Origin of the sequence: Bacillus sp. FSL W7-1085, assembly GCF_038595035.1 — a bacterium.
Classification (GTDB): Bacteria; Bacillota; Bacilli; order Bacillales; family Bacillaceae; genus Bacillus; species Bacillus altitudinis.
Genome location: NZ_CP152000.1, coordinates 2,127,544 through 2,146,219, shown reverse-complemented (window position 1 = coordinate 2,146,219; position 18,676 = coordinate 2,127,544). Strand labels below are relative to the sequence as shown.

Annotated in this window: 26 protein-coding genes and 1 riboswitch; of the genes, 22 read left to right on the top strand and 4 right to left on the bottom strand. The window is 41.4% G+C overall.

Going from position 1 to position 18,676, the window contains the following annotated elements; translation table 11 throughout:
* The first annotated feature begins 66 nt into the window (after window positions 1-66).
* The 11 genes from spoIIAA (at window position 67) to lysA (ending at window position 8,112) form a co-directional block, all read left to right on the top strand.
* Window positions 67-420 (top strand): anti-sigma F factor antagonist, encoded by a 354-nt coding sequence (gene spoIIAA / locus MKY11_RS10965; protein ID WP_008344431.1) that lies wholly within the window; start codon window positions 67-69, stop codon window positions 418-420.
* Window positions 417-857 carry an anti-sigma F factor gene (gene spoIIAB, locus MKY11_RS10960; protein ID WP_007501052.1) on the top strand — a complete coding sequence of 147 codons (441 nt, stop codon included), beginning with the start codon at window positions 417-419 and terminating at the stop codon, window positions 855-857. The genes spoIIAA and spoIIAB overlap by 4 nt, the downstream gene beginning before the upstream one ends.
* Window positions 858-869: 12 nt before the next feature.
* The gene (sigF, locus tag MKY11_RS10955; protein ID WP_007501051.1) at window positions 870-1,637 is read left to right on the top strand and encodes an RNA polymerase sporulation sigma factor SigF; all 768 of its coding nucleotides are present in this window, start codon (window positions 870-872) and stop codon (window positions 1,635-1,637) included.
* Window positions 1,638-1,751: 114 nt separating this feature from the next.
* Complete coding sequence (locus tag MKY11_RS10950) at window positions 1,752-2,372, top strand: stage V sporulation protein AA (RefSeq protein WP_024718931.1); 621 nt, start codon at window positions 1,752-1,754, stop codon at window positions 2,370-2,372.
* Window positions 2,362-2,778 (top strand): stage V sporulation protein AB, encoded by a 417-nt coding sequence (locus MKY11_RS10945; protein WP_007501049.1) that lies wholly within the window; start codon window positions 2,362-2,364, stop codon window positions 2,776-2,778. Before MKY11_RS10950 ends, MKY11_RS10945 begins: the two co-directional genes overlap by 11 nt.
* 20 nt (window positions 2,779-2,798) lie before the next feature.
* A complete protein-coding gene (gene spoVAC / locus MKY11_RS10940; protein ID WP_024718929.1) occupies window positions 2,799-3,251 on the top strand; it encodes a stage V sporulation protein AC in 453 nt (150 codons plus the stop codon).
* 12 nt (window positions 3,252-3,263) lie between these two features.
* On the top strand, window positions 3,264-4,280 hold the full coding sequence (spoVAD, locus tag MKY11_RS10935; RefSeq protein ID WP_024718928.1) for a stage V sporulation protein AD: 1,017 nt from the start codon (window positions 3,264-3,266) through the stop codon (window positions 4,278-4,280).
* Window positions 4,280-4,630, top strand: coding sequence for a stage V sporulation protein AE (spoVAE, locus tag MKY11_RS10930; RefSeq protein WP_007501045.1), 351 nt, complete (start codon window positions 4,280-4,282; stop codon window positions 4,628-4,630). Before spoVAD ends, spoVAE begins: the two co-directional genes overlap by 1 nt.
* A gap of 6 nt (window positions 4,631-4,636) precedes the next feature.
* Window positions 4,637-5,245 carry a stage V sporulation protein AE gene (locus MKY11_RS10925; protein WP_342501408.1) on the top strand — a complete coding sequence of 203 codons (609 nt, stop codon included), beginning with the start codon at window positions 4,637-4,639 and terminating at the stop codon, window positions 5,243-5,245.
* Complete coding sequence (locus tag MKY11_RS10920) at window positions 5,199-6,671, top strand: spore germination protein (RefSeq protein WP_007501043.1); 1,473 nt, start codon at window positions 5,199-5,201, stop codon at window positions 6,669-6,671. Before MKY11_RS10925 ends, MKY11_RS10920 begins: the two co-directional genes overlap by 47 nt.
* Before the next feature lie 115 nt (window positions 6,672-6,786).
* Window positions 6,787-8,112, top strand: coding sequence for a diaminopimelate decarboxylase (lysA, locus tag MKY11_RS10915; protein ID WP_024718927.1), 1,326 nt, complete (start codon window positions 6,787-6,789; stop codon window positions 8,110-8,112).
* A gap of 40 nt (window positions 8,113-8,152) precedes the next feature.
* Here the strand turns inward: lysA and MKY11_RS10910 are convergent, their stop codons facing one another.
* A complete protein-coding gene (locus MKY11_RS10910) occupies window positions 8,153-9,037 on the bottom strand; it encodes a DUF1002 domain-containing protein (RefSeq protein ID WP_277687675.1) in 885 nt (294 codons plus the stop codon).
* 321 nt (window positions 9,038-9,358) lie between these two features.
* On the opposite strand from MKY11_RS10910, the gene MKY11_RS10905 reads away from it, so the two are divergent.
* Entirely contained in the window at window positions 9,359-9,796 is a 438-nt protein-coding gene (locus tag MKY11_RS10905; RefSeq protein ID WP_007501040.1) for a peptidylprolyl isomerase, read from the top strand.
* A gap of 31 nt (window positions 9,797-9,827) precedes the next feature.
* On the opposite strand, the gene MKY11_RS10900 is transcribed toward MKY11_RS10905, so the two are convergent.
* Entirely contained in the window at window positions 9,828-11,090 is a 1,263-nt protein-coding gene (locus MKY11_RS10900; protein WP_342502108.1) for an MFS transporter, read from the bottom strand.
* 254 nt (window positions 11,091-11,344) lie between these two features.
* Between MKY11_RS10900 and MKY11_RS10895 the strand changes: the two genes are divergently transcribed.
* The 7 genes from MKY11_RS10895 to MKY11_RS10865 all read left to right on the top strand — a co-directional run bounded on the left by MKY11_RS10895 (window position 11,345) and on the right by MKY11_RS10865 (window position 15,693).
* Complete coding sequence (locus MKY11_RS10895; protein WP_342501407.1) at window positions 11,345-11,926, top strand: TetR/AcrR family transcriptional regulator; 582 nt, start codon at window positions 11,345-11,347, stop codon at window positions 11,924-11,926.
* Window positions 11,927-12,126: 200 nt separating this feature from the next.
* Window positions 12,127-12,363 (top strand): DUF2164 family protein, encoded by a 237-nt coding sequence (locus tag MKY11_RS10890; protein WP_342501406.1) that lies wholly within the window; start codon window positions 12,127-12,129, stop codon window positions 12,361-12,363.
* A gap of 234 nt (window positions 12,364-12,597) precedes the next feature.
* Complete coding sequence (locus MKY11_RS10885; RefSeq protein WP_008344451.1) at window positions 12,598-12,942, top strand: hypothetical protein; 345 nt, start codon at window positions 12,598-12,600, stop codon at window positions 12,940-12,942.
* 113 nt (window positions 12,943-13,055) lie between these two features.
* Window positions 13,056-13,197: riboswitch (FMN riboswitch) on the top strand.
* A 252-nt stretch (window positions 13,198-13,449) separates the two neighbouring features.
* Window positions 13,450-14,100, top strand: coding sequence for a riboflavin synthase (gene ribE, locus MKY11_RS10880; protein ID WP_026050106.1), 651 nt, complete (start codon window positions 13,450-13,452; stop codon window positions 14,098-14,100).
* An 11-nt stretch (window positions 14,101-14,111) separates the two neighbouring features.
* A complete protein-coding gene (ribB, locus tag MKY11_RS10875; RefSeq protein ID WP_342501405.1) occupies window positions 14,112-14,735 on the top strand; it encodes a 3,4-dihydroxy-2-butanone-4-phosphate synthase in 624 nt (207 codons plus the stop codon).
* A gap of 26 nt (window positions 14,736-14,761) precedes the next feature.
* Window positions 14,762-15,226, top strand: coding sequence for a 6,7-dimethyl-8-ribityllumazine synthase (gene ribE, locus MKY11_RS10870; protein ID WP_007501031.1), 465 nt, complete (start codon window positions 14,762-14,764; stop codon window positions 15,224-15,226).
* Between the two features lie 113 nt (window positions 15,227-15,339).
* Window positions 15,340-15,693, top strand: coding sequence for a GNAT family N-acetyltransferase (locus MKY11_RS10865; RefSeq protein WP_017359785.1), 354 nt, complete (start codon window positions 15,340-15,342; stop codon window positions 15,691-15,693).
* Window positions 15,694-15,717: 24 nt separating this feature from the next.
* Here MKY11_RS10865 and MKY11_RS10860 read toward each other — a convergent pair whose 3' ends face one another.
* Together MKY11_RS10860 and MKY11_RS10855 are read right to left on the bottom strand one after the other, a co-directional pair.
* Complete coding sequence (locus MKY11_RS10860) at window positions 15,718-16,242, bottom strand: DUF309 domain-containing protein (RefSeq protein WP_072367786.1); 525 nt, start codon at window positions 16,240-16,242, stop codon at window positions 15,718-15,720.
* Window positions 16,243-16,329: 87 nt separating this feature from the next.
* Entirely contained in the window at window positions 16,330-16,422 is a 93-nt protein-coding gene (locus tag MKY11_RS10855) for a YjcZ family sporulation protein (RefSeq protein WP_008359694.1), read from the bottom strand.
* Window positions 16,423-16,632: 210 nt separating this feature from the next.
* On the opposite strand from MKY11_RS10855, the gene MKY11_RS10850 reads away from it, so the two are divergent.
* From MKY11_RS10850 to MKY11_RS10840, 3 genes are all read left to right on the top strand, one after another.
* Entirely contained in the window at window positions 16,633-17,391 is a 759-nt protein-coding gene (locus MKY11_RS10850; protein ID WP_007501021.1) for a segregation/condensation protein A, read from the top strand.
* A complete protein-coding gene (gene scpB / locus MKY11_RS10845; protein ID WP_008344462.1) occupies window positions 17,381-17,974 on the top strand; it encodes an SMC-Scp complex subunit ScpB in 594 nt (197 codons plus the stop codon). The genes MKY11_RS10850 and scpB overlap by 11 nt, the downstream gene beginning before the upstream one ends.
* 112 nt (window positions 17,975-18,086) lie before the next feature.
* Window positions 18,087-18,566, top strand: coding sequence for a YpuI family protein (locus MKY11_RS10840; protein ID WP_039165802.1), 480 nt, complete (start codon window positions 18,087-18,089; stop codon window positions 18,564-18,566).
* The last annotated feature ends 110 nt before the right edge of the window (window positions 18,567-18,676 follow it).

Sequence of the window (18,676 nt, the reverse complement as noted above, 5' to 3'; positions counted from 1 at the left end):
GAAGGATTTGCATGTGAAGAAAGAGAAACATTCTTTATCCGAAAATAGAGCAAGGAGGAAGAAAAGATGAGCCTTGGTATTGATTTTCAAATAAAAGAGAGCGTACTTTGCATTCGGTTGACAGGGGAGCTTGATCATCACTCCGCAGAGACATTGAGACAAAAGGTGACGAATTATTTGGAAACAGAGGACATTCGCCACATTGTGCTGAATTTAGCTGATTTATCGTTTATGGACAGCTCTGGGCTCGGAGTGATTTTAGGAAGATACAAAGAAATTAAACAACTTGGCGGTGAAATGGTCGTCTGTGCGATCTCGCCAGCGGTGAACCGTTTATTTGATATGTCCGGCTTGTTTAAAATTATTCGTATGGAGCCTTCAGAGCAAACTGCGCTGCAAACATTGGGGGTGGCATCATGACAAATGAAATGAATCTGACTTTTTCTGCTTTAAGTCAAAACGAATCCTTTGCGAGAGTAACGGTGGCAGCATTCATCGCTCAGCTTGATCCAACATTAGATGAGCTAACAGAAATCAAAACCGTTGTATCAGAGGCGGTCACGAACTCGATCATTCACGGGTATGACGGGAATCCAGACGGCAAGGTGCACATTAGCGTTACACTGGATGACCATATTGTGTATCTGACGATTCGAGACGAAGGTATGGGCATTTCAGATCTTGAGGAAGCAAGGCAGCCGCTTTTTACGACGAAACCAGACTTAGAGCGCTCCGGGATGGGCTTTACGATCATGGAGAACTTTATGGATGATGTCATGGTGGACTCATCTCCAGAAATGGGCACAACGATCCGCTTAACAAAGCATCTATCAAAAAGCAAAGCGCTTTGTAATTAAGGAGCTGCTCATATGGATGTGGAGGTAAAAAAGCAAGCAAAAAAAGCACAGCTGTCTAATGATGAAGTGAAACAGCTCATCAAAAAAAGCCAAGACGGAGATCAACAAGCAAGAGACCTCCTCGTAGAAAAAAACATGCGTCTTGTTTGGTCCGTTGTTCAGCGCTTTTTAAATAGAGGATATGAACCAGATGATCTGTTCCAAATAGGCTGTATTGGCCTGCTGAAATCTGTTGATAAATTTGATTTGTCTTATGATGTGAAGTTTTCGACGTATGCCGTTCCAATGATCATTGGTGAAATTCAGCGTTTCATTCGTGATGATGGAACCGTCAAAGTCAGCAGGTCTTTAAAGGAACTTGGAAATAAAATCAGGCGGGCAAGGGACGAATTGTCTAAATCTCATGGCAGAATGCCGACTGTTCAGGAAATCGCTGAATATCTGGACATCACACCTGAGGATGTTGTCCTTGCTCAAGAAGCGGTCCGCTCACCATCATCTATTCATGAAACCGTGTATGAAAATGACGGCGATCCGATTACGTTGCTCGATCAAATTGCCGATCATTCAGAAGAAAGATGGTTTGATAAAATTGCGCTAAAAGAGGCGATTAAAGAATTAGAAGAGCGTGAGAAACTGATTGTCTATTTAAGGTATTATAAAGACCAAACACAATCAGAAGTAGCAGAAAGACTCGGAATTTCCCAAGTGCAAGTCTCACGGCTTGAAAAGAAAATTTTAAAACAAATTCAAATGCAAATGGATCAAAAGGACAGCTAGCCAATTCGGCTGGCTTTTTTTGTGTGGTAATTACCGGTAAATCAAGTTCTTTCAGTATGAGAACCATTTTTCACCACATACTATTTTTAACCCATCGTATAGGAAGTGACTTGGATGGACGGACAAATCTTTATTCGGCTGCGCCATCGGATTAAGACTGGTAATGATCAGCTTATTTATTTAGAGGATATCGCCCAAATCACTGGAGATGACAGTGCTGTGCAAAAGCTGAGCAAAATGCCGATATACCATGTCAGCAAAAAGGATCGTCACATCGTTGTGTTAGATATCATGCATGTGGTCAAAACGATCAAAAAAACATGGCCTGACATTGACATTCAAACAGTCGGAGGCTCAGAAGCCATTGTTGAAATAGACACAGGCAAACGCCAGCTGTCCCCCGTATTATTCGTGTTTGTATGGCTCCTCTTATTTGTCGGAGCGGCCCTTGCCATCATGAATTTCCATGAGGATGTTAGTATGCGACTTGTTCATATCCGCCTTTACGAGATGATTACTGGAAACACGGTTGAGCATCCGTATTTATTACAAATTCCATATAGCTTTGGACTCGGTTTTGGCATGATTTTATTTTTCAATCATGTGTTTAAAAAGCGTTTAAACGAAGAGCCAAGCCCGCTTGAAGTGGAAATGTTTAAATATCAGCTCGATCTTGATCATTATGTCGCACTCAATGAAAACAAAGAAACATTGAAAGATATCCATGATCGGTAAATGGCTTTTTGTGGTGCTTGTTGGGCTCGGCGGCGGTTTAACGGTAGGGGCAGGATTTGTGGCGTTTCTTACAGTGCTTGGTATTATCCCTCGATTAATGCAATTAACGAAAACGCAGCGTTTTATTCAAGGATATGAGGCTGCCGTGATAAGTGGAGCGGTCGTTGGCGGCTGGGCTACTTTAAGTCAAGTCCATTTGCATTTATCCAAATGGCTGGCGCTACCGATCGGTCTTTTATCTGGCATTTTTGTCGGCATGCTTGCTGCCGCACTCACAGAAGTGTTAAATGTACTTCCTATCTTAACGAAAAGAATTGGAATGGACGGGAAAATTGTGCTGCTGCTCATGGCCATCGTCTTAGGAAAGGTGTTTGGCTCGCTATTTCATTGGCTTATTTATATTTAAAAATGTGGAGGGAACAACACGTGTCAAGTTTAAAAGAGAACTATCCATCTAAAGTGAAAACGTATCAGCCGAAACCTCCTTATGTACTGAACTGCATCAAGGCTTTTCTTGTCGGCGGTTTGATTTGTGCGATAGGCGAGGGATTGCAAAATTTCTATATTACTTTTTTTGATTTTAATGAGAAGACAGCAGGGAATCCAACGGTGGCGACCCTTATTTTAATTTCTTCTATTTTAACTGGTATTGGTATTTACGATAAAATCGGCCAGTTTGCTGGAGCGGGATCAGCTGTCCCGGTGACAGGATTTGCAAATAGCATGACAAGTGCGGCTCTTGAGCATAAAAGTGAAGGGCTTGTGTTAGGTGTAGCGACCAACATGTTTAAACTAGCTGGGAACGTCATTGTGTTTGGTGTCGTCTCGGCATATGTCGTAGGGATTATTCGATACGTCTTGGAAAAGATGTTTTCGTAGGAGGAATAAAACGTGAAACTAACAGGTAAGCAATCTTGGGTATTTGAACACAAGCTTTATGTGAATGCGGAAGGAACAGCTGCAGGACCGAAAGAAAAAGAAGGCCCAATCGGTCATCTCATTGATAAAACCTATGATGAAATGCACTGTTATCAAAAGAACTGGGAAATGGCTGAAAGGCAGCTCATGGATGATGCCATATCAATGGCCTTATCAAAAGCGAATTTGCAAAAAAGTGATATTGACCTTTTGCTGGCAGGAGATTTACTGAACCAAAACGTGACAGCCAACTATGTGGCAAGAGAACTCAAAATCCCGTTTCTTTGTTTATTTGGTGCCTGCTCCACATCTATGGAATCAGTCGCCATTGCCTCAGCGTTAATAGATGGTGGGTTTGCCAATAGAGCACTTGCTGCGACAAGCAGTCACAATGCGACGGCAGAGCGGCAATTCCGTAATCCAACAGAATATGGCGGGCAAAAACCAGATACAGCCACAAGTACAGTGACAGGGAGCGGTGCTGTCGTCATCAGCCAAGAACCTTCCCAAATTCAAATTACAAGTGCCACTGTCGGACGGGTGATGGATCTTGGGATTACAGATCCATTCGATATGGGTTCTGCTATGGCGCCTGCAGCGGCAGACACAATCAAACAACATTTAGAAGACTTAGGAAGAACAGTAGATGATTATGATCTCATCCTAACAGGAGATCTATCTGGAATTGGATCGCCTATTTTAAAGGATCTTCTGAAAGAAGATGGCATTCAGCTTGGACGGAAGCATGATGATTGCGGATTAATCATATACACACCTGATCAAAATGTATTCGCTGGAGGCAGCGGCTGTGCCTGCTCAGCTGTCGTGACATTCAGTCACATCTTTCAAGAAATGAAAGCAGGGAATTTGCAAAGAGTATTGGTTGTAGCAACCGGGGCGCTTCTCAGCCCAATGATGGTTCAGCAAAAAGAGACCATTCCAACCATTGCGCACGGAGTTGTATTTGAGCGTGCAGGAGGAGAAAGCTAATGGATTATTTGATTGCTTTTGTTGCAGGCGGACTGATTTGCGTAATCGGCCAGCTTTTACTTGATGTACTGAAACTCACACCGGCACATGTCATGACGACCTTTGTTGTGGCGGGGACGATTTTAGACGGGTTTGGTATTTATGATAAATTTATTGAATTTGCAGGAGCGGGTGCTACCGTCCCTATCGTAAGCTTTGGTCATAGCTTGCTTCATGGGGCGATGCATCAGGCCGATGTCCACGGATTTATTGGAATCGGAATTGGGATTTTTGAGTTAACCTCTGCTGGAATATCAGCTGCGATTTTATTTTCATTTATCATTGCACTTATCTTTAAACCGAAAGGATAACCTAATATGGGGCAAAGACGCAAAGTCATTTTAGTGACAGACGGAGATATATATGCTGCCAAAACGATTGAGCTTGTCGCAAAGAAAGTCGGCGGAAGATGTATTTCCAGCTCAAAAGGGAATCCGAGCAAACGAACAGGGCCAGAACTGGTCCAGATGATTTTAAAAACGCCGTATGACCCAGTGTTTGTCATGTTTGATGATTCTGGCCTAACAGGTGAAGGAACAGGGGAGACGGCTATGAAGCACGTAGCACGTCACCCTGAAATTGAAGTGATTGGCGCCATTGCAGTGGCATCTAAAACCCATCAAGCGGAATGGACAAAGGTACATGTCTCCATTGACCGGGAAGGTGAACTGACAGAATACGGCGTTGACAAACATGGACTTCCAGAAATGGAACCACACAAAATGAGTGGAGATACAGTGTATTGTCTCGATTCACTACAGCCTCCGATTGTTGTCGGCATTGGAGATATTGGCAAGATGGGACGGAAAGATGATCTAAGCAAAGGGTCCCCCATCACAATGAAGGCAGTCGAATTAATTTTAGAAAGGAGCGGTTTCCATGAAGAAAGACAAGGTGCACGTGTACCGAGATCCGAAGAAAAATGAAGATTTTTTCAAAGACAATGTCGGGATGGGTCTCAGCTTTGACCTTGGCGTTCGGAAAATTTATGTCCATGATCAGGAAATCCAGCTTTACTATGTAAATGGATTATGTGATACACAATATGTGATCTATTTATTAAAAGAACTGATTGAAATCAATGACAATGAACCTGAATCAGATGATCTTGCACGTGTGGTAGAAAACCGTCTTGTCAATCAGCAAGTCTCAAAAGTTGAAACACTTGATGAAGCAGTGGATCAAGTGTTGTCTGGACTTGTGGCAGTCGTTGTCGAAGGTGAAAATTACGCATTTATTATTGACGTCAGGAGCTACCCTGGCAGAATGCCGGAGGAACCGGATACAGAAAAGGTTGTCAGAGGTGCAAGAGACGGCTTTGTTGAAAACATCATTGTGAACACAGCACTCATTCGCAGAAGAGTGCGGGATGAAAAACTGCGATACAAAATGCTTAAAGTAGGCGAGCGTTCTAAAGCAGACGTTTGTGTTTGTTATATTGAAGACATAGCTGACCCTGATCTTGTTGATATTATCGAAAAAGAAGTGTCTGGGATTAAAGTTGACGGACTGACGATGTCTGATAAAACAATAGAAGAATTTATCATTAAGCAAGGATATAATCCCTTCCCGCTTGTGCGATACACCGAGCGCCCAGATGTAGCCGCTAACCATATATTAGAAGGGCATGTCATCATCATTACTGATACATCTCCTAGTGTCATCATTACACCAACCACTATTTTTCATCACGTTCAACATGCTGAAGAATACCGCCAGGCGCCAGCAGTTGGGACTTTTTTAAGATGGGTGCGTTTTTTAGGCATCTTATGTTCTACTTTTCTTTTGCCGATCTGGTTTCTTTTTATTCTAGAACCGAATCTTCTGCCAGACAATCTAAGCTATATTGGATTTAACAAACCTTCTCATATTCCTGTCATTCTCCAAGTATTCCTTGCTGATTTTGGGGTGGAATTTTTACGAATGGCGGCGATTCATACGCCGACCGCCTTGTCGACTGCCATGGGCTTGATTGCAGCTGTCTTAATTGGACAAATTGCAATTGATGTCGGTTTATTTACACCAGAGGTCATATTATACGTCTCGCTAGCAGCCATCGGTACATTCACCACTCCAAGTTATGAACTGAGTGTCGCTAATAAAATCATCCGACTGATCATATTAGCACTAGTAGCGATCTTTAAGCTGAATGGACTGATCATCGGTTTTACGCTGTTACTTATTTATTTAACATCCATTCGTTCCTTACAGACGCCTTATATGTGGCCGTTCATTCCTTTTAATGGAAAGGCTTTGTGGCAAGTGCTCATTCGGACGTCTGTTCCTGGCTCAAAAGTAAGGCCAAGCATCGTTCACCCTCAGAACAGATCAAAAATTCCGCCAAATTCTTAACGCTCGTTGAAAGTGGCTGAAGATTGTGATATTGTATTTTTAACTTTGAGAAACGGCAAAAGGCAGCTTGTGCAGCTGTCTTTTTTCAGCCGAGGCGGAGAAAGAGGGAATGACATTGTATTTACACGGCACTTGCAGACAAAATGAACTCGGACATTTAGAAATTGGTGGTGTTGATGCCGTTTCTTTAGCTGAAACGTATGGGACACCACTTTATGTATATGATGTGGCTTTAATACGGGAGCGTGCAAAAAGCTTTCAGAAAGCATTTATTGAAGAAGAACTAAAGGCTCAGGTGGCATATGCGAGTAAGGCTTTTTCTTCTATTGCCATGTTCCAGCTGGCAAAAGAAGAAGGCTTATCACTTGATGTCGTTTCAGGCGGGGAGCTGCACACAGCCATTTGTGCCGGGTTTCCAGTAGAAAAAATTCATTTCCATGGTAACAACAAAAGCAGAGAAGAATTAAAGATGGCATTAGCGCATGGAATCGGCTGTATTGTTGTTGATAATTTCTATGAAATCAATCTCATTGAACAGCTTGGGCAAGAGCTGTCAAAACAGGTGAAAGTACTCCTCCGCATCACGCCGGGCGTTGAAGCACATACGCATGACTATATTACAACAGGTCAAGAAGATTCAAAATTCGGTTTTGATCTTCATAATGGACAAGCAGACGAAGCGGTCAAACAAGTACTTGAATCAGAAGTGATCGAGCTTTTAGGTGTCCACTGCCATATCGGCTCTCAAATCTTTGATACAGCTGGTTTTGTCCTTGCGGCAGATAAAATTTTCTTGAAGCTGGATGAATGGAGAGAATCATTTGGATTTATTTCCACAGTGTTGAACTTAGGCGGAGGCTTTGGCATCCGTTATACAGAAGAGGACGAACCACTTCCAGCAACTGAATACGTGGAGAAAATTATTCAAGCGGTGAAAGAAAATGTAGCCCGCTATGAGTTTAAGATGCCTGAAATTTGGATTGAGCCAGGCCGCTCACTTGTTGGAGATGCGGGAACCACTCTTTATACGATTGGTTCATCAAAACATGTACCTGGCATTCGCGATTATGTAGCCATTGACGGCGGAATGAGTGATAACATTCGACCTGCTTTATATCAAGCAAAATATGAAGCAGCAAGCGCCAATAAAATGAGTCAAACGCATGATCAAACTGTGTCCATTGCAGGAAAATGCTGTGAAAGTGGAGATATGCTCATTTGGGATATTGATCTGCCAGAGTTATCACAGGGAGACTTGTTAGCTGTCTTTTGTACAGGAGCTTATGGCTACAGCATGTCAAACAACTATAACCGCATCCCGCGCCCGGCTGTAGTATTTGTAGAAGATGGGGAAGCGCAGCTTGTCGTTGAGCGTGAGACATATGAGGACATTGTCAAATTGGATTTACCTTATCAATCAAAAGTGAAATCATCGACTTAAAAAAAGCTGCCTGATCATCAGGCAGCTTTTTCTATGACATTTATTTTCCACCAGTAAATACAGAGACGATCGCGTTCCAAATAGAGACAAAGAAATCCCAAATCTTCTGTAGAAGGTTTTTCCCTTCATCTGATTCTATGAATTTTGTAATCTTGTCTTTTGCTTTATCAATTTGAGATCCGACTTGTTTCCAATCGATATTGATATTTTTCATCTTATCAAAGAGAGAGACAAGTTGATCTTTTTGGTCTTGCGTTAGATTTAAGTTCAAATCAGAAGCGGCTTGATCTACTTTTTCTTCCACTTCTTTTGTTGTTTTAGGAACTCCATTTTTGGCAATGTCATCTTTGATTTTTGCAATCAGGGCAGAAGCATTGTCTTTTCCAATAGAGTCTCCCAGTTTAGATGTTGTTACAAGTTCTTCGTTTGCCACCTGTTTCACATCTTCGGGAATGGCTTTGTCGCTTGACACTTCATAGGCTTTTAATAGACCTGTCAGTGCTGCTGTACCAGATACTTCAAACGGCGCCGTCACGACAACCTTTGCATCTTTCACGCCTGCGGTCATTAAAGCATTTAAATACATCTCATCTGTAATGGTCTTAATGTTATGTGTATCCACGGTCAGACCCGCACCTGATTTTTCAATGGTGATGGATGAAGATGATAATGCTCTCGTCCCGATAGAAGAACGAGGGATATACTTTCCTAAATATTCGTGCTCTTCTTTATTGGTTACTTCAATTTTTGTCGCATTTTCAGGTGGATTCAACTCGTCAAGCACCTTCTGACGATCAGCCGGTGTTAAGTCTTGCCCGAGTGTGACGATGACATCGCCGACAGCTGCATCCGCTAAGCTGACTTTTGGCGCACCAATCAGTAAAAGGAGCGCTGCCATCATACCAAGCATTGTTTTTTTAAACATGTTGACCTCCTTCAAGTCGAAAGCGTTTCTCGATGGTGAGAAACTCATCTTTTGAGTACATGATTTGAATCGTACTCCATCATATAGACGTAACAAATCAGTCTGACGTTTCAATTTTCTTTTAAAGATGTTTGAAACCTCCAATATGATGAAGTGATTTGCTCAGTCTGTGATCATTTCCTTAGGAGAAAAGGATCAAGCTCTTTTATTTTATCAATGATGGCAAAAGAGGTAAATCACATTCGACAAGCAGGGGATGTTTAACATCACCGAAAATGTGCTATAATGAGCGTTGTTTAACCTGAAAGGAGAATGTGAAAAATGGCGAAAAAAGGATACATACAATTAACGAATGGAAAGAAAATTGAGTTTGAACTTTACCCAGAGGCTGCTCCAGGTACAGTAGCAAACTTTGAAAAATTAGCGAATGAAGGCTTCTACGATGGATTGAAATTCCACCGCGTGATCCCAGGGTTCGTAAGCCAAGGCGGCGATCCAAACGGTAATGGAACTGGAGGACCTGGTTACACAATTAAATGTGAAACAGAAGGAAACCCTCATCAGCACGAGAGAGGTTCATTATCAATGGCACACGCTGGTAAAGACACTGGCGGCAGCCAATTCTTTATCGTACATGACCCACAGCCGCACTTAAACGGTGTTCACACTGTTTTTGGCAAAGTAACATCTGGTATCGAAGCTGTTCTTGATATGGAACAAGGACAAGGCATGGAAAAAGTCGAAGTGATCGATGCTTAATCCAAAACACCGCTTAATTGCGGTGTTTTTTTTATTTTAAATCTGATGTTCCTGTGATCTGTGCCGTGAAGCGGTAGGTGATCATCCAATATAAAAGGGCTAAGGCGCTGATAGAGGCTCCAAATAGACATACCCCATTCCAGCCAGCGTTTGCGTATATGTTAGTTGATACAATAGAACCGAGCGCACTGCCGAGGGAATAAAAAATCATATAAGCAGCAGTCAGCCGGCTTCTCGCCTCAGGCCGGACCATGAAAATCATACTTTGATTGGTCACATGAACGGCCTGCACAGATAGGTCAAGAATGACTATACCAACGATTAATAAAATGAGGGAATATTCAGTGAAAAAAATAAAACACCATGAAAAGAGTAATAGGACAAGGGCGATGCACGTTGTTAACTGTCCTAAGCCTCGATCAGCAAGGCTTCCAGCTCGAGCGGCACCTAATGCTCCGGCAACTCCAGCAAGGCCAAATGCACCAATTGCCGTATGTGACAGATTGTATGGCGTAGTGCTGAGAGGCAGCACAAGTGAAGTCCACAGCGTGCCAAACACAACAAAGATCAGAAAACCCAGTACGCCACGAATAAGTAGAATTCGTTCTTGTCTGAACAATATAAACATTGAAGCGAGCAAGTTCACATAGGATATGGAGACTCTCTTGCTGTCAGCACGCGGAAGATACCGGTACAACACGCCAGTTATGATCAGCATCATCACGCCGGAAACGAGATAGACTGATCTCCAGCCGGCGAGATCGGTTAGTACACCAGCAAACGTTCGTGCGAGAAGAATACCAATCACAATTCCACTTTGAACCAAGCCCACTATGCGGCCACGTTCTTCAGGAGCGGCCCATGTCGCTGCGAATGCTACGAGTACCTGAGTGACTACAGCGAGCAGTCCCACCGCAGCTAGTCCTATGAACAGGACGGTGGCGGTAGGGGCGATACCGACTAGAATGAGAGATAACACGGATACTAGCATTTGAGCTACGATGAGCCGCCGATGGTTGATCAGATCACCAAGTGGTACGATCAGTAGCAGTCCAAGCGCATAACAAAGCTGAGTAATCGTAATGACCATACCAACGGATGAATAGCTGATACCAAACTCGGATGCGAGGGAGTCTAATAATGGCTGTGCAAAGTATATGTTTGCAACTGCCATCCCCGAGGCTGTCGAAAACAGTAGAGCCATATTGCGAGTCATCGTTGATCGGGTGTTTATTTGTAAATGAGTCGTTTCCAGATCAGAATGTTCAACGGCATTCATTTTTTCTTTTTTCATGCATGTCATCCTCTCTTTTTGTACTAAATAGTATAATATACTGTTTGGTATAAAATAATTCCTGTTAAGGATAACCAGAGAAACGTTTTAAAGTCAAGATGATGTAGTGAAGATCTTGAGATGGGCAGTCGGTTTGACAATGATACGTCAATAAAATAAAATGATAATGTACCGATGAGTAAAAAATCCTTATAAGAAATAGATGATTGATTTAGTGAAGAGGTTTTTATGATAGATAGAAATGAGGGTTGATGATGGTTCGACAACGGGAATTTGATGAGGAAAAAGCATTAGATGAGGCCTTGTTGCTTTTTTGGGAGAAGGGGTACAGAGCCACTACATTAAGCGACGTAACTGCAAAAATGGGAATACAGCGGCCAAGCTTATACTCAGCGTTCGGTGATAAAGAGGAATTGTTTGAAGCGGCATTACGCAAATATACAACTCAGCATGCTGCCCACATTCGAACAAAACTTCAAAACAATCTATCTGTAAAGGAAGCATTTCATACATTATTTGCTGAATTAGTAGCAGAGGAATATGGAAATGGGCCGAGTAAAGGGTGCTTCTGCATCAATACAATAGTCGAGCTTGCCCCCCACGAAGAGAAATTTGAAATTCTCACAAGAGAGCATCAGATGTATCTTTCGGTCATTTTTGAAGAAAAAATTGTACAAGGTATTCGCTCGGGTGAGCTCGAAAGCAGTCTGAATGCCAAAGCCTTAGCACAGGCGCTGGTTGTTTCTTTTATTGGACTTACAGTCCTCATGAAATCTCGCCCAGAGCGTTCATTTGTAGATCATTCTGTAGCGACGATCCTATCCATATTGAAATAAATAGTCTATATAAAGAAAGCGTATTTTGATCAATTGATTAAAACACGCTTTTTCTTTTAGGGTGTTATGGACACGTTTTTGTGATATGATAAGAGAACAAACATTCGTATTTGTGAGTGTCACCATTTGCAGCTCTAAAAATAAGTGAAAGTGCAAATCTAAAAAGCGTGTGATCATGCTGTAAGAAAGCAGGAGATACTTTGAAACCATTAACAAAAGAAGAAAAAAATCAGATGATGATTGTCATTCAGCGTTACTTTGCTGAAGAACGAGAAGAGGAGATTGGTGAATTAGCAGCCATCAATATATTAGAATTTATCACAAAGCATCTTGGAAGCTACTATTATAATCAAGGGGTTCGTGACAGCCGAAATATCGCTGTTCAAAGATCTCAATTGTTAGAGGAAGATCTATTCGCATTAGAGAAAAGAATATAATCAAAAAGCTCGTCTTTCTTGTTCACCCTGCTAACAGATAAAGAGGAAAAAAGACCCCCTTAATAAAGAACGCATATTCGTATCATATGTAATGATGAAAAGGTGGAACCAAAAGTCCATTTGAATCGTTATATAAGTAACCATTAATGAAAATCAGCTTTTTTGGTTTTATTTCATCAAAAGAAGGAATAGAACATACAAATAGGCGAAGTGCAGATGATGGAGGTTCTAAAAATGGGGAAAATCAAATTGAAAATCGCAATCTTATTTGTTTTACTGCTTTGTTTAGGCGCAGGTTATTTATACATGAATGGCATGAAAATTGAAGATGTGCCAACAGCCATTGGCGAAAGTTTAACGAATAATGATAAAGATTACACCATCTATGAATATACCATTACAAAAATTGATGGTGATGAGTATTACGGTCAAGCCAAAAATGGCACGAAAATCATTTTTAATGGGAAGAAATTTGAAGATGATGTGGCCGATCTGAAAAAAGGCGATCGTATTAAAGCATACTTTAGTAATGAAAAAAGAATAGACGGTCTTATAAAAGTAGTAAAAGTCGTCAATTAACAAGTCTCCTTTCCTATAGGGAGGCTTTTTTTATGAACAGGTGATAAATCTTGATTGTTGCATTTGACCACAAGGATCGCTATAATAGCCCCTAAGGACAGCTAAATATCGATTGTATCCTTCGGGGCAGGGTGAAAATCCCGACCGACGGTAATAAAGCAAATGCTTTACAGCCCGTGACCCGTTAATTTATTAACGGTTGATTCAGTGAGAAGCTGAAGCCGACAGTGAAAGTCTGGATGGGAGAAGGATAACGAAAGCTATGTATGAACAAAAAATATGTGTTGATCATAGTTTTATTTCTAATGCAAAAAAACCAAAGCCCCGGAATTTTTCCGGGGCTTTCTGTATGTCAATATAGTCATCGCATGCAGTGTTTATTAGGTGATCCCTCATTTACCTTGTATGGACCATAAAAAGCGACGAAGGTGTTCAATCGATCACATGTCCCAAACATCGCTTTTTCATAAAGTGAGAAGTACAAAAGAAAGAGAAAGGGAGGATCACATGTTTACGGGGATTATTGAAGAAGTGGGTACAGTCCAGTCATTAAGCAAAAGATCCGCAGATGCCATGGAAATTATCATCAAGTGCAGTCGTGTACTAGAAGATGTTCACCTAGGCGATAGTATCGCCATCAATGGTGTTTGTCTCACTGTCACAAGCTTCACAAAAGAACAGTTTGCGGCAGATGTGATGCCTGAGACGGTCAAAGCGACATCACTTGATCAGCTTGCGCCAGGTAGCCAAGTGAATTTAGAGCGAGCGATGTCATCAAATGGACGATTCGGCGGTCATTTTGTTTCAGGCCATGTTGATGGAACGGCTGTGATTACCCGTGTAGAAAAGAAGAGTAATGCCATTTACTATGATTTGAAAATGGACAAGACCCTCACAGATATGCTCACAAAAAAGGGATCGATCGCAATAGACGGCGTCAGCTTGACTATTTTCGATTTGCGAGATGCTCACGTGACAGTTTCTATCATTCCACATACGCTTGAAGGAACTATTTTCCCGACTAAATCTATGGGGGATGTAGTAAATATTGAATGTGACATGATCGGTAAATACATTTATCGCTTTTTAACAAAAGAGCAAAACGAAAAGCAGCCATCACGATTAACCCCATCATTTTTAAAAGAGCACGGATTCTAGGAGGCGATTGTATGTATCATTCAGTTGATGAGGCAGTAAATGCCCTGAAACGAGGAGAAATCATTATCGTAGTAGATGATGAAGACAGAGAAAATGAAGGAGACTTTGTGGCACTTGCTGAGCATGCAACGCCGGAAGTCATTAACTTCATGGCTTTACATGGAAGAGGTCTTATTTGCACACCAGTTCATGTCTCGATTGCGAAACACTTGGATCTGCACCCCATGGTCGAGCGAAATACGGATGCACATCATACAGCATTTACAGTGAGCATCGACCATACGTCAACGACAACTGGTATAAGTGCTTTTGAGCGCTCAACGACCATATTGGCCATGTTAAATAAAGAGTCAAAACCAGAAGATTTTGCCCGACCAGGTCATGTTTTCCCTCTTATTGCGAAAGAGGGAGGCGTAGTAGAAAGACCAGGTCATACAGAAGCGGCCGTTGATCTTGCTAAACTTGCGGGTTCAGTGCCAGCGGGTGTCATATGTGAAATTATGAATGCAGATGGAACCATGGCCCGCGTACCCGAACTACAAAAAATTCAAAAAGAACACGATTTAAAGATGCTGACGATTGAAGCATTGCAGGCATATATAAACAAGCAAACAACGACAATGAAAACAAAATAAAAATCACAAAAAAGGATGATGAACATATGAATACAATACAAGGGAATGTAGTAGCAGAAGGATTAAAGTTTGGAATCGTCGTCGCTAGATTTAATGATTTTATTACAAGTAAATTGCTAGATGGGGCAGAAGATACATTGCTCAGACACGGAGCAAACGGTGACGATATTGATGTCGTGTGGGTGCCGGGGGCTTTTGAAATTCCGTATATGGCAAAAAAACTAGCAGAAACAAAAAAATATGATGCAGTCATTACACTTGGAACCGTGATTCGCGGGGCAACATCACATTACGATTATGTTTGTAATGAAGCGGCTAAAGGAATCGCACAAAGTGCCATCTCAACAGGGGTGCCGATTATCTTTGGTGTACTGACAACAGAATCTATTGAACAAGCTATTGAAAGAGCCGGTACAAAGGCTGGAAATAAAGGCAGTGAATCGGCTGCAGCTGCTATTGAAATGGCCAACCTAAATCGAACGTTTCGTTAATTTGATGAAAAAGAGTTTAAAAACAACCTAAAAGTGTTTATAATGTGTGATGAGCAAGTGATTCATAAGACATTTGCTGTAAAATAGGATAATTTTAATATTGAGGGGTATATATGTTAATTCGTTACAAGAGGTCTTTTGAAAAAATTGCCATGGGACTCCTGTCCTTTATGCCGGGTGAGAAAGACGTCAAACAGCTTCAGCAGACGATAAAGTCGTATGAAATGGATGAAGATCGGCAGCTGTTCCTTTGGAAAGATGGCGAGGATATCGTCGGTGCGATTGGTGTGCTGAAAACAGACGACCAAGTACAAATCGAACATATTAGTGTCAATCCGTCCCATCGTGACCAAGGCATCGGCAAGGAAATGGTATTAGCCGTGGAAGAAGTATTCAAAACGAAAACACTCATTCCAAATGAATTAACGCAAGGCTTCTTTCATAAGTGTCACAATGAAACAAACTAAATATCACACGTGTAAAAGCAGAGGTTATATGCCTCTGCTTTTTTTACGTTCCATCTGTTTTTCACGTTCAAGCAATACGTCCGTCCGATCACGCAGTCTATGCTTTTCAATTAAGAATGTATGGGATAAGTTGCTCTCCTGTCCGAAGGTTAAGCCTTCTTTTTCCGCCATCTCTTGGCATAAAGAAAGAAGCGTTTCATCTCGGATTGGCAGCATCACACTTTCGTAGGGCATGTCTTCATCGATTTTCTTTTTCAGTGTTCTCAGCAGTAAAAGAAATGCCTCTTCATCAAGACCTAATTCTGTTAGTACGTTCCGGTCCGAATCTAATATATGAAGGCTGTTTGAAATCAGCCGTTTTGCTCCTTTTCCATTTCCTCGTCTTTGATGATACAAAGCAACAGCAAGCTGAATGAGACCCACCCAGTACTTTTTGCGCTGATGAGGAGGATCTTCTTTCCAAAATTCTTCAAGAATTTCATGACACTCAAAATAATCTCTTGTCGTATGAAATTCATGTAAAAAAGCCACGTACGCTTTAGGATACACAGCGGTCATCTCCTTTTCCACTATCAGTCTAACATACCGAAAAGAAAAGAAGAAAGAGCGCCCTTTATGAAAGGACGCTCTGTTTCTTTAATAAACCCAAGCCGCGCCAACGATGATCAGCAAGATGAACAGCACAACAATAAGCGCAAATCCTCCGCCGAAGTAATAACCATCTCCCATAATGTTACGGCCTCCTTTTTCATCAGTTCTGATTACAATGGTATTCTATGTATAAATGCCCTCATTGGTATGGGCGAATCCACTGTTTTTCTTTTTTTGCTTGCTGCCTCATGGTCGAAATTATATTGGACGAGAGCTTTATGGTGTCTTATACTAAAGGTTAGCCGATGAAAACGGTACTTAGAAGACAGTAGAAATGGTGAGAAAAGAATGCTGGAATATCAGGTGAAAATAGATTCGTTTGAGGGTCCTTTGGACTTGCTTTTACATTTAATTAACCGTTTGGAAATTGATATTTATGATATTCCCGTCGCTAAAATTACGGAGCAGTATTTATTATATGTCCACACGATGAGGGAGCTTGAACTGGATGTTGCAAGTGAGTATTTGGTGATGGCTGCAACTCTCCTCAGCATTAAAAGCAGAATGCTTCTTCCAAAACAAGAGGAAGAGCTGTTTGATGAAGACCTGATGGAAGAAGAAGAGGACCCTCGTGATGAGCTGATTGGCAAATTAATTGAATACCGCAAGTATAAGAATGCAGCGCAAGAACTGAAGGAACGTGAAGAAGAGCGGCAAAACGCCTTCACAAAACCACCAAGTGATTTAAGTGAATTTGCAAAAGAAGCAGAAGCGAAGGACACAAACTTACATGTCACGGTGTATGATATGTTAGGTGCGTTCCAAAAGGTATTGAACCGCAAAAAAATAACAAAACCAGCACCATCAAAGATTACAAGACAAGAAATCCCGATTGAAGACAAAATGAATGAGATTATGAACCATTTAAGAAAAACAAAAAAGCGAACCAATTTCATGACTTTGTTTCAACATGATCAAAAGGAACACCTTGTCGTGACGTTTCTTGCTGTTCTCGAATTGATGAAAAGCCATCAAATCATGCTGGAGCAGGAAGGAAACTTTGAAGATATTTATATCATAGGGAGTGAAACGATTCATGACGCTTGATATCGTGAATTGGAAAGCCATCTTAGAAGCGCTGCTATATGCAGCAGGTGACGAAGGCTTAACAAGAAAACAGCTCATGTCTGTTCTTGAAGTTGATGAGGCAGCGTTGCTTGATATTATGTCTGCCGTAAAGGAAGAATATCAAAAACAAGAACGAGGGATTGAGCTTATTGAATATGCAGATTCATATATGCTGCTGACGAAAAAAGAATACAGCGTATATTTAAAAAAATTAGTAGAGACACCATCGAAAGGTTTGTCACAGGCAGCGCTAGAAGTGCTCGCCATTGTCTCGTATAAACAACCGATTACACGCAGCGAAGTCGAGGAGATCAGAGGCGTTAAATCAGAACGAGTGCTGCATAGTTTAGTTGCCAAAGCACTGCTCTGTGAAGTAGGACGTGCCGATGGACCGGGACGAGCGATCCTTTATGGGACAACACCTACCTTTTTAGAGCAATTTGGTTTAAAAGCCTTAGATGAATTACCGCCACTTCCAGAGAATGTGGAAGCAGATGGGGTGCAAGAAGAGGCTGATCTCTTTTTTGAAAACTTCAATCAAACATTTGAAGAGATAAAATAGTTCAAAATAAGGAAAAATGTATGATAAAATATAAAAAGATTTTAGGTCTAAAATCTTCGTTTGAAAGATAAAATGGTGACAAAGCCATGAGGGGAAGGTAAACACGAAACAAATGGCACATATGAATGTAAAGGCTCAAGTTGATCAAGCAGGCGTTTTTTTATCAAAGGTTGCAGTTGAAGTGAATGATTTTCTGAACGAAGCTACCTTATCAAGCTTGAAACGATTAAACCCGGAAGCGGAAGCCTATTATTGTGACATATTAATTACATTGCGGAAGCTTGCAGTTTATAGCGAGGATGCCGCGGCGGTTTGTAGGAAAATCAGGCAGCAGCAGACATTCCCGCAGCAAGCCGCACAGCAGACGCTTCATCGTATTTATCATCAATGTATTGAAGAATTTTTTACACCAAAAAAGGATACATGGTATGAAAATAGCCGTTCAGCCTACACAGGAAAAAGCTGCATTGTTTTCCATCATGAAGTATCGGCTGAGGTCAAACGTTTGTTTTCTTCATTAGAAAAAGATTTTTTAACGATGAGAGAAGAGCTGGAATATACAACATCTCATCAGCAAATGAAAATGGTATAAAGAAGACAAGGCAACTCTCACATGAGAGTTGCTTTTTTTTATGGACGAGGCATCATAACTTTTTCAGCCGCGCATACACTTGTACAAAACGGACAAGGACGTGAATGAAC